This window comes from Yeosuana aromativorans, assembly GCF_014646655.1.
Taxonomy (GTDB): Bacteria; Bacteroidota; Bacteroidia; order Flavobacteriales; family Flavobacteriaceae; genus Yeosuana; species Yeosuana aromativorans.
Window position 1 is genome coordinate 496,286 of sequence record NZ_BMNR01000001.1, and the last position, 12,304, is coordinate 508,589.

General features: G+C 37.6%; 5 protein-coding genes. All 5 read right to left on the reverse strand.

Features of this window, described 5'->3' with window-relative positions; all coding sequences use genetic code 11:
* Positions 1-44: 44 nt before the first annotated feature.
* The 5 genes from sov to ruvB are packed head-to-tail and all read right to left on the reverse strand — an operon-like array spanning position 45 to position 12,304.
* Positions 45-7,319 (reverse strand): T9SS outer membrane translocon Sov/SprA, encoded by a 7,275-nt coding sequence (sov, locus tag IEW94_RS01970; RefSeq protein ID WP_188649584.1) that lies wholly within the window; start codon positions 7,317-7,319, stop codon positions 45-47.
* 6 nt (positions 7,320-7,325) lie between these two features.
* A complete protein-coding gene (ruvA, locus tag IEW94_RS01975; protein WP_188649585.1) occupies positions 7,326-7,907 on the reverse strand; it encodes a Holliday junction branch migration protein RuvA in 582 nt (193 codons plus the stop codon).
* A gap of 52 nt (positions 7,908-7,959) precedes the next feature.
* A complete protein-coding gene (locus IEW94_RS01980) occupies positions 7,960-10,260 on the reverse strand; it encodes an NADP-dependent malic enzyme (protein WP_188649586.1) in 2,301 nt (766 codons plus the stop codon).
* Between the two features lie 58 nt (positions 10,261-10,318).
* A complete protein-coding gene (gene queG, locus IEW94_RS01985; protein WP_188649587.1) occupies positions 10,319-11,242 on the reverse strand; it encodes a tRNA epoxyqueuosine(34) reductase QueG in 924 nt (307 codons plus the stop codon).
* 39 nt (positions 11,243-11,281) lie between these two features.
* Positions 11,282-12,304 (reverse strand): Holliday junction branch migration DNA helicase RuvB, encoded by a 1,023-nt coding sequence (ruvB, locus tag IEW94_RS01990; protein ID WP_188649588.1) that lies wholly within the window; start codon positions 12,302-12,304, stop codon positions 11,282-11,284.

The window sequence follows — 12,304 nt, forward strand, 5'->3', positions numbered from 1 at the left end:
TGCAAATGTATTTATTCAAATTCTCAATTCAAACACTTAATTTGTTAATTCCCGAAATTATATCGAATTGTAAATCCAGACCGTATGGTTGTTTGTGGAAATGCAGTTGAAATAGCATATTTTGAGAACGAATAATCAAAGTAAAAAATACCCGTTAGGTTTTTGCTAAAGGCATAATCAGCTGAATATTTTAAGCCCCAAATGGTTTGCCCAGAGGTAACCTGATTATTTTCTAAATCTAAATATCTTATGATGGTTTTATTATCTCGTACCGAAATATCGGCCTTCATATTTAAGTCACTGACAATTCGTTTCTGTGGCCCTGCCAGTTGAGAGCGTATTCTCAAATCCTTAATTCTATAACCTAATCCAATTGTATATTCTTTGCCTTGAATTTCAGTCATCAAATTATTGTCAAAACTTAATGACAACAGTCTATCTTTTTTAATCTCGGCAAGGATTTTTACAGAGTTTTTCATTTCAAAGTCAACCCGTATAAGCGGACTGAACATTTCCGCTAAGTTGATATTGCTGTATAAATTCTCGTTTTTGTAATTTCCAGATTGGTCAATGACATCATTGGGCTGAGAAGCGTAGTCAACGCTGTAATCAATATCAGAATAATCCAAATTGGATCTAAACTGATTAATCGTGTAAGTTGAACGATAACCATGCGTTAATGAGAAGCGTTTAAAATTCTTTTTAAACCAAGCAAATTTCATTAATCCAGTATATTTAATGTCCCAGTTAGGAATGGGCACATCCCTAAAGGCACTTAGTTTTACTTTATTGACATCAGCACCTGTGTAGGCCGCTAAAAAGGCTGGTATTAGCACAGCTTGGTTGTTTTTCCCAAAGCCTTTTGGGAAACCATCAGCTCCAATATTATCGGGATTGTTTAAATCAACTCCTCTATCTTGTGCCAAGCGTTGGGCTATTTTTAATCGGTTTGCCCTAAACTCGTTAAAAGCATCTGATGTTTTTTCATCACTTTTTCCAAATGCTGTTTTAATCAAAACCGTGGAAATATTGAAATTACCAAATGTATTTGGCGTTAACGATTCATATTCATACTCACCACCAACACTGTTAACCCTATAGTTTTCATTATAGTTTTCATAATAGGCTCTGTTACCAATAAGGTCAATTTTCAAATCATTTACAGGCTCCAAGTTAGCAGATACGTCCAATTGTTTGGTATGCGTTTCAGTATATTGCTGGTTAAATTCAGGGAATACCGTCAACCATCCATTTCTGGCTGCTAAATACCTGATATCACTTTGACTTCCAAAAGTATAACCTAAAGTAGGCTTAAGAGTTCCTATAAAACCAGGTGTTGGCAAATACCCTGGCAAAAAGGTTCCGTTATTTTCTGAATAATTAAACTGGATGCGCTTAATGCTTGTTAGAACATCAATACCCGCATTCAAAATTTTGGTAACACCTTTGCTTTTTCGTTTTACCTGAGCGCTCTTATTTTGATTTGCATCCGAAGGACTTCCTGGAGGCGCTCCTGTAGTTCTTGATCTTACGGTTGTTACTGGTTTTTTGGTAAGGCCAATATATTTGTAGAACCTATTCATGTCCAAGGTGGTGTTCAGATTATGGGTATTGGCATTTTGAATGTTGTTTCCTAAATCATAAGTTTGACCATCCAACTCCAAGTTACCGTATAAATCTGAACCTTTTTGCCATTGGAAATCACTACTGTATTGATAAGTGGCACTTAAGAAATTAAACGTTGGTATTTTATTTATGGGCAGTTCATACGTAACTCCTAGCTGTTGGTTTTGGCGGTTTGGATCTCCAAAATCAAAAAATCCGTTCCAAATGTCCAACGTTGGGTCTTGCTCACCATTGATGATATTATCTTTAAAATAATTACGAACAATATTATTATTAGCTGCTGTAAAGTTTACTTGAAGTGCTTTTGTTAGATTGTAATTAATGGTATACTGAAAATCAAACATGTAATTTCTTCTGAATAATTCCTCAAGCCCAATATTGTTTCCTCCCAACTCAACTTCCCTGAATTTTTGACTATTGAATTGTCTGTTGATATTTGAATTAACCGTAAAACTGGTCGGTAATAAATTAAAATTAAAATCTTTCAAAATTTTCCAGTATTTCCCGGTAAACAGCGAATCGTTTTTCTTGAACGGTTCTACCGTTATTGGGTTAAAATTATAGGCGTAATTGGCCCCAACGCGCACTGTTTTGTTAACAGATTTTTCTATCTCAAAATCCCTGTGTTCTTCCTTGTTGTAAGAATAATTAAGTGTTAGGTTTTCCACATCATAAAAACGAGGTGTTTTTTCAGTTGTGCGGTTTTTTCTAACGCCAATAAAATTAATGCTCTGTCTTTTGGTGTAATCTTCAGACTGTTGCTTTATCTGTTCTTTTTCTGCATTGGAATTAGCTGCGGCTAATCTGGAATCCAAGGTAAGATCTTTATAGTACTGATCATATTTTGGTGTGACCAGCTCTTCACTCTGACCATAATTAAACGGTATTTGTACACCCCATTTTTTTGGCAACAATTGACCAACATTAACATTAGTAACCACGTCATATTGTTGAACATCCTCCAAACTCCGTTGGCTTGGCCCTTGTTCAATAGAACCAAAACCAGAGGTGCTCTGTCTGCCCGTTGCACTGATGTTCATGAAATCGGCCATATTAGCATCCATGCTCAAGATAGCAGCCCAACCGCCTTGATTATCCAAATCGGATAGTCGTAATTCATTAAACCAAACCTTGGCACAAAGATCATTTCTATTGGTTGCATTTTTAACACCAACCATCAATGTTCTAATATCTCCAAAGTTAGGATTCCCTTTAATAGCCACTCGTTGTACCTTTTTATAACCTGCTGAAGTAGGATCTATTGGATAATTTTTAAACCCATCACTAAATCCGTTAGAATCAACTAGAGGTTCTTCATTGAGCACACCATCTATAACATCATAATATGTAGGATCCTCATTATTTAATGACATAGTTGAAATACCCAGAGCTTTAATTTTTCCTAATATTTCTATTGGCAAATTAATCTCATTTATTATTGGCCAAATTTCAGGAGTCTCGGTTTTTGTAACCTGTAAAGGCACCTCAATTTGATAATAATTTTGCGTCAAATCATTTCCCATGCGGATGAAAGCCACCAAATCTCCCTGTCCTAGACTATTCCCTCCATCTTGTTGTTCTGCATGTAAAAACATTCTTAAGCGTTTGTACTGACGCATGTCTACATTTATATTTTTATAAACCCCTCTAGAATCTTTTGTTTCTAAATTACATACGTTAACCACTAAAGATTGTTCATTTTGTCTCACAACCGTGTTATTATTATATAACTGTTCTGGTTTTATACCAGGAGGCGGCTCATAACTACCTTCATTTTCAATAGTTCCTATTACCCCTACAGAAAAATCTGTTAATGGGTCTTTAGCATCAGCTTCTGTTTCCTTATCCAAAGCCTTAGTATAGCGCCTCCAATCACTTCGCACCAAGTCCATGGTTCCAAAACGGAAGACTGTACTTTGGGTAAAGTCTTTCAAGTAAACCCTTGCAAACCGCACCGATCTTAAATCGGTTATTCCCCCAATTGTGTCAGTAGCTTTAGTAACTGGTATTCTAATTTGATACCATCTTACATCTGCTTTGCTTCCGTTAGGCAATGACCTTGGTCTAACTTTAATGTCTGTTATAAACTCTTTCAAAGTACTTCCACTAGGGACATCTTCTACATTATTAATTTCTGGCAAGTTCTGTCTGTTGATATCTAATTCATATTCAAAATAACTATCAATCGTGTTCATGGTATTATCACGGTTGATATCTTCAACGTCTGGCTGCGTATTGGCACCTCTATCGGTATTTGAAAACGTATCAGGGGTGTTGCCTTCTACACCATTATATTTTTTGTAACGTTCAAATATATCGCCATCAGCATTTAAAAAATACGTGTAATCATCATTCGCAGGGTCTGGTCCAAAATTAGATCCAAAGACAGCTATTTCTTCAGCATCACTATAACCATCATACCCAACATCTTGATTTTTTCGCTCTTGTCCAGCGGTATCAAAGGCATACACCAAAGATTGGTTTTGAGGGACAACCGTTCCCCAAGCGGTTACTGGCAATAAATCTTTATTGCCATCTTTTGGCAATCCATTCTCATAGAGTTTTCTACCGTCTTTAATAATATCTTCGGAAATATTCCCTAAATCAAATACCAATTTACCTCCTGGATTGGACGGATTATCTTGAAATGGGTCTTGCAACCAAAATTCAATATACTCTACATTGGCTTGCTCTAAATCGGTTGATGTTAATTGGCGCGTAATCCCCGCCCAACTTTCTTGAGGATTATCTATAATACCATCGGCAGCATCGGGTTGAAAATTATAAGGCCCACGTTCTGAAGGGAAATAGGCTAAATCCAACGTATTAAGCACTGAGTTTTGGCCTTGCACCAAATCGCGTTCGGGAAATAATTCATTAATGAATACACGACTAGTATACAGGTTTGACATATCATCATCTGAAATGCCATTAGGCCGTTGGCTACTGTAAAAAATTGGGTCAATAGTATACCAGTTCAAACGGGCACGTTGATAGCCGTTTTGAATACCATTATCATCCTCATTAGGGTTTCCTGGTGTATTAAGACCAACCGGTCTACTTGACAAAAACCAAGATTGTTGTGATTTTAAATCAATGGCATTTTGTGAGCCTTCAAAATCATCAATATACGAGGTGGCCTCACCATTAAAATTGGTTCCTTTGGGTGCTCCCGGTGCTAGATAGGCAAACTCGCCCCGTAATGATAAATTGGATTCTACATCCGTGTCAATATTAGGAAGTTTGTTGGCCAACCTAGTTAAAAAAGGTACTTTGGTTGAATAGTTACCATTGATTCCGAAGATGGTATTGTTTATGGGTTCTGTTCCGTAATTTGCTTTTTGTGTGATAGGTCGTTCATTCAGGTTCAGCAATGTAGCACCTAAAAGGAAATTATCATTGAATTTATGCTCCACATTAATACCTGTAAAGCGTTTGGTTTGTTGACCAAAAACAGCATTGTTTTCTGTGGATACTTGAATAGGTGTGTTTGACGCTTTTAGTGCCGGATCTAAAATCTGCACACGTCCTAATTGATAGTTGACCGTATAATCCACACCCTCAACCAATACACGTCCTCCAGCCGTTACCTTAACAGAGCCTCTGGGAACATTAAAGGCACCAATGGGAATCCCGTCACCACTCGCTGATTTATAGCGCCCTTTTATTAAGAACTTGTTTTTTTCAACGGCTTCTAAAGCGGCTGTTTTGGTGCTTTTATATAGCACATCATAAACGTATTTCTTCTGGTTGTCATTATAGGTAGCGTCATCATTATAATCCTCACTAGAGTTCAACGATAATTTTTTAAACAGATAATTACCAAATGGTTCCACACTTGTGAAAATGATTTTTCCGTTTTGAGGAATCACGGTAATGCCAGGATAGAAATCAAAGAATCCATCTCCATTGGTTTGTGGATCATTATTAAAATTTAATTTATCTAAATTAAATACTCTCAATAATGGGGTTTCATTTAATGGCTTTTCGTTTGGACCAGGTGTTGGAAACGGTGTACTTCCAACAGGGTTGATATAATTTAACGGCGATGATTCATTATAAAAGATGTTCAATTTGAAATCATCAGGGCTCAACTGATACGCTCCCGTATCGTAAATGTTTTTCATCATCAAATCCCAAACCGGTTGATTGACATTGGTAATGCTGCTTTTTAATAATTTCAAAACCAAATTACTGTTCACCACATTGGTCACTTGGCCTGAGGTGTTAGTTGTTACATTAGTGGCATCAACGCCATCATTTGCAAATTCACCTACTTGATATACTTGCCCACCAACCGTAAATTGAAATGCCACAGCTAATACCTCATCATTGTTTAACCGCTGATTCAAGGAAATATATCCTAAATCTTTGTTTAAGGTATATTCCTGACCTTCAATTAACTTTCTGGCATTTTCCAATTTGGCATAATCAAAACCTTCTTTTACATTAGGTACCGTAATACCAGATTGTACGGTAGCCACATCACGAATAGCATTGGTTAATTGCGAGCCAGAACCGCCAATATTAGTTGGGTCAAAATCATTGTTACCGTTATCTGGATAGGCACCTGGTCCCGTATTAACAAATCCTGGTGGTGGTGTTTGTAATCCTATAACTTGTGACTCACCTAAATCTTGCAACGCAACAACATTCCTAATATTATCGGTTTTATTGCTTCTGTTGGTTACCCAAACTTCAACTCTTGTGATTTGCAACCCGCCATTGTTTAAGAACGGATAGGTAGCTAAGGCTTTATCATAATTATCCCTAAAGTACTGTGATAAAAAGAAATGCCTGTTTTCATCATAATCCCTTATATAGAGTTCAAATTCCTCTACAGTACCACCGCCTTGTGCCACAACCGTATTGGCTTGAGATTTCTGTTCGGAAAACACCCCAGTTACCGTTGTTTTACCAAATTGCAATTGTGCCTTGACACCAAAAAGACTTTGGGCACCAGTTATTAAAGAACTGTTCAATGGCATACTAACGTTACCGACTTCTATTTTTTGAATGATGTCGTCTTCGGTAGGCGTGTACTCTAATTTAATGAGGTTTTGAAAATCAAATGTGGACTGTGTATCATAATTGGCCGTTACTTGAAGCCGTGTTCCTACTTTTCCAAGTAAGCTTAAACTGATTCGCTGGTTAAAATCAAACGTAAAATTACTACGGTTTCTTGGTGAAAATGATGGATTATCTTGTTTTGAAAAAAGCACGCCCAAATCCATTTCAACAGATCCTTGCGGCACAATATCAATATTGTTACCTCCAAAAATAGATTCAAACAAACCCGATTTCACATAAAATCCTGGCAGCAAGTTTTTTTGCTGGTCTTCGGCGCCTTCCTTTTTACCATCAAAGGCATCGATTTTTTGTTTGTAATAGGATCTTAAATTCTCCCTTGCAACCAAATCTTGAAACTCTTTTGGAGTCAATATTATTGGATAATTGATATTGAAACCGCCTACTTTTTCAGTATAAATATATCGGTCTGTAATGGGGTCGTATGTGTATTTAGATTGAATACTATTGGGATTTGGTATTTTTATTTTACCCAAACTAAATCCGGTTGCGGTTGAATCTTGAGCAGGTTCTTGAGACCAGACGGTAACTGTAAAAAGAAAAACAATGACTAAAAATAAGTACTTATTAATTAATTTATAGAATGTTGGTTTATTTGTATTCAAAATCAATTATAAATTTTTTAGAGCTTGCTTAATAATAGTCTCAACAGAAGCATCTGGTTGCGACATCATGATTTTATCCACAACCCGTTCAGCTTGTTTCTTCACAAAACCCAAAACTTCTAATGCAGATAACGCCTCATCTTTATTGGTATTGCCTTTTGAAACAGAAACTTCATCAATATCATAAATCTTCAATATTTTATCTTTCAGATCAATAATGACACGTTGAGCGGTTTTAGCCCCTATCCCTTTTATGGATTGAATTAAAGCGACATCACCAGTTGCAATTCCTTCCCGCACTTGTTTTGGTGTTAATGAAGATAACATGGTACGTGCTATACTGGCTCCAATACCACTAACAGAAATCAGCAATCTAAATATCTCTCGTTCTGCCAATGATGAAAACCCATAAAGTGTATGAGAATCTTCTTTAACTTGAAGATGGGTGTATAATTTTAAATGTTCGTTGTCAGGAATTTGTGAAAACGTATGCAGTGAAATATTAAGCATGTAGCCAACGCCATTACATTCAATAACAACATCTGTTGGATTTTTTTCAATAAGCTTTCCTTGTATATGCGTTATCATCAAACAATATTAGTTAACCCCTCAAAAATAATAAAATAATCGACAAACGGTATTACTTAGCAGCACCCTTTTCTTGTTCCCATTTTTCTTTGTACTGCGCATCAACTACAGCAACAGCTGTCATGTTAACAATTTCATCTACACTGGCTCCTAATTGCAGGATATGAACAGGTTTACGCATACCCATCATAATAGGTCCAATTGATTCTGCTTCATTCAACTCTTTTAAAAGTTTATAGGTAATATTAGCTGAGTCGAGATTAGGGAAAATCAACGCATTGACTTTTCTGCCAACCAATTTTGAAAATGGGAATCGTTCCCGGAGCATTTCATCATTCAGGGCAAAATCCGTTTGCAATTCACCATCAACAATCATATCTGGATAATGTCTATGCAAAAAAGCAACAGCTTCACGCACTTTGGATGCCCGTTCGTTATTTGATGATCCAAAGTTAGAATAGGAAATCATGGCCATAACGGCTTCCATACCAAACATTTTAATCACTTTGGATGTCATTTGAGCTATTTTTGCCAAATCTTTTGCTGTAGGATCAATGTTTATGGATGTATCACTTAAAAACATGGGGCCCCGTTTGGTCATCATAATATTGGTAGTTGCCACTCGGGTAGCACCTTTGGCCAAACCAATTAATTCCAACATAGGTTTTACCACAGACGGATAGTTTCTGGAATACCCAGATATTAAGGCATCGGCATCTCCTTCATTAACCATCATAGCTGCAAAATAGTTACGCTCACGCATCAAACGTTGTGCTGCATAATAAGTCACGCCCCTACGTTTGCGTTGTTGCCAATATACTTTAGCATATTTGTTTTTTCGTCCATCTTCTTTTTCAGATTTAGGATCGATAATGGTAACGTCTGCAGAGTCAAATTCAATTTCTGCCATCAACCTTTTTATGGTTTCTCTTCGGCCTAACAAAATAGGTTTGGCTATACCTTCATCATGCACTATTTGCGCCGCTTTAAGAACCGATAATTGGTCACCTTCAGCAAATACCACGCGTTTTGGATCCATTTTGGCCCTGTTCATCAATAGTCTCACAATTTTATTGTCAGACCCCATGCGCTCAAGTAGAGAATCTTTGTATTTTTCCCAATCAGTTATATGTTCTTTAGCCACACCACTTTCCATAGCTGCTTTAGCTACGGCTGGTGGCACCTCAGCTATCAATCGTGGGTCAAACGGTTTTGGAATGATATAATCCCTACCAAATGTTAACCTTGTTTCACCATAGGCAATATTAACCTGCTCAGGAACAGGTTCTTTGGCTAACTTAGCCAAAGCCCTAACGGCGGCCATTTTCATGGCTTCGTTGATTTTTGTGGCTCTAACATCTAAAGCGCCTCTGAATATATAGGGGAATCCCAAGACATTATTAACTTGATTAGGATGGTCACTGCGCCCTGTTGCCATAATGATGTCCTTACGAGTAGCAATGGCTTTATGATAATCAATTTCTGGATTTGGATTGGCCATAGCAAACACAATCGGGTTTTTGGCCATGGCTTTCAACATCTCTGGAGTTACAACATCAGCTTTTGACAAGCCGATGAACACATCAGCTCCTTTCATGGCCTCTTCCAGCGTGTTTATATTTCTAGCAGTCGAGAATTCGGCTTTTTCATCAGATAGATTTTCGCGGTCATTTCTTATAACACCTTTACTATCCAGCATAACAACATTCTCCCGCTTGGCTCCACAAGCTTGGTACAAACGTGTACATGAAATAGCCGCAGCTCCGGCCCCATTTACCACTATTTTTACTTTTTCAATTTTCTTTTTTGCCAGCTCTAATGCATTGAGCAATGCAGCAGCCGAAATAATGGCCGTTCCATGTTGATCGTCATGCATAACGGGTATGTCCAGTTCTTCTTTTAACCGCTTTTCTATTTCAAAAGCTTCAGGTGCTTTGATGTCTTCTAAGTTAATCCCTCCAAATGTGGGAGAAATATTTTTAACCGTTTGAATAAACTCCTCTACATTCTCAGTACCAACCTCAATATCAAATACATCAATATCAGCAAAAATCTTGAACAACAAACCTTTACCTTCCATCACTGGTTTTCCGGCTTCTGGACCAATATTCCCCAGTCCTAAAACGGCGGTTCCATTTGAAATAACAGCCACTAAATTACCTTTAGCGGTGTATTTATAAACATTATTGATATCTTTTTCAATTTCTAAGCAAGGCTCGGCAACACCCGGGGAATAGGCTAATGATAAATCTCTTTGTGTTGCGTATTTCTTTGTTGGAACAACCTTAATCTTCCCTGGAGTGGGCTTGGCATGATATATTAGTGCCTCTCTCCTTTTGCTTTGCTTACTCATTGTGTATTAATTTAAAAAAATCGTAATAACAAAGATAAGAATCTCGCTACGGAATACACTATTCTTTTAGGAAATTGATGTTTCTTTTTAAGCCAGAAAATTTAGTGCGTTTTACAGCTGAATTTTTGAACACTTTTTTAAATACATCCTCAGTGATTTCTTCCCAATCTTTTTTGGTTATGGACAATAATTCTGGGTGTGGATTAAACAATGGTTCGTTATGTGATTTTGAAAACCGGTTCCATGGGCACACGTCTTGGCACACATCGCAACCAAACATCCAATCATCCATTTTACCTTTGAATTCTGAGGGAATATTGTTTTTTAATTCAATGGTTAAATAGGAAATACATTTACTGCCATCAACCACATAAGGTTCCACAATGGCTTGGGTTGGACATGCATCAATACAGGCAGTGCAGGTTCCACAATGGTCGGTGGTTGGTAAATCATAATCTAGTTCCAAATCCACGATGAGTTCTGCAATAAAATAAAACGAACCGACTTGTTGCGTTAATAAATTACTGTTCTTTCCAATCCAACCCAAACCACTTTTTGCCGCCCAAGCCTTATCCAATACGGGAGCCGAATCAACAAAGGCTCGCCCGTGAACATCTCCTATTTCTTCATTTATGAAATTCAGTAACGTTTTAAGTTTATCCTTAATAACATAATGATAATCGGTTCCGTATGCATACTTGGATAGTTTATAACTATTAGGCGTTTGCTCTTGGCTTGGATAATAATTAAGTAATAAAGAGATCACACTTTTAGAGCCCTCGACCAATTTTGTGGGATCCAAGCGTTTGTCAAAATGGTTTTCCATGTAGCGCATCTCTCCATGCTTGTTTTTATTGAGCCAACTTTCAAGTCTTGGTGCTTCTTCCTCAAGAAACTGCGCCTTACTAATGCCACATGACAAAAAACCGAGGCGTTTGGCTTCGGTTTTGATAAGTTGTGTATGTTTCTGTTTATTTCCCATGTTTATGAGATTCTGAAACAAGTTCAGAATGACAACAGTTTAAAACAAACCCCCTTGAATATTCCCTTTTATCTTGCCCAAGTGCTTATAAGCTAACTCAGTTACTTCACGACCACGAGGGGTTCGCATAATAAATCCTTGCTGAATTAAAAAGGGTTCATACACCTCTTCAATGGTTTCTGAACTTTCACTCACTGCCGTGGCAATGGTGGTAATGCCCACTGGGCCACCTTTAAATTTGTCTATGATGGTCGATAGGATCTTGTTGTCCATTTCATCCAATCCATGGGCATCAACATTGAGAGCCTTTAAGGCAAACTTGGCTATTTTGATGTCAATTTTTCCATCCCCTTTTATTTGGGCAAAATCACGAACACGTCGCAACAGAGCGTTGGCAATTCTTGGTGTCCCTCTACTGCGTCCAGCTATTTCAATAGCAGCTTCCATAGTAATGGGAACATCTAAAATAGAGGCGCTTCTCTGTAAAATGGATGTCAACAATTCGGTGCTGTAATATTGTAATCGGCTTTGAATACCAAATCGTGCACGCATGGGCGATGTTAATAACCCCGAACGTGTTGTGGCACCAATCAATGTAAAGGGATTTAAATTGATTTGAACAGAGCGCGCATTAGGCCCAGATTCTATCATGATATCAATCTTGTAATCTTCCATAGCGGAATACAAATACTCCTCAACAATGGGGCTTAACCGATGGATTTCGTCAATAAACAAAACATCACGCTCTTCAAGATTTGTGAGTAACCCAGCTAAATCGCCTGGTTTGTCCAATACAGGACCTGAGGTAACTTTAATGCCAACATTCAGTTCATTGGCCAGAATATGTGCCAAGGTGGTTTTACCCAGTCCCGGAGGGCCATGAAACAAGGTGTGGTCAAGGGCTTCTTTCCGTAAATTGGCAGCTTGAACAAAAATTTGAAGGTTTTCCAACACTTGATCTTGACCAGTAAAATCATCAAAAGTCAAGGGTCTTAACTTTCTTTCCACATCAATATCTTCTGGAGAAAAATGCTCGTTGGATGGATCTAGGTTTTCATTCAT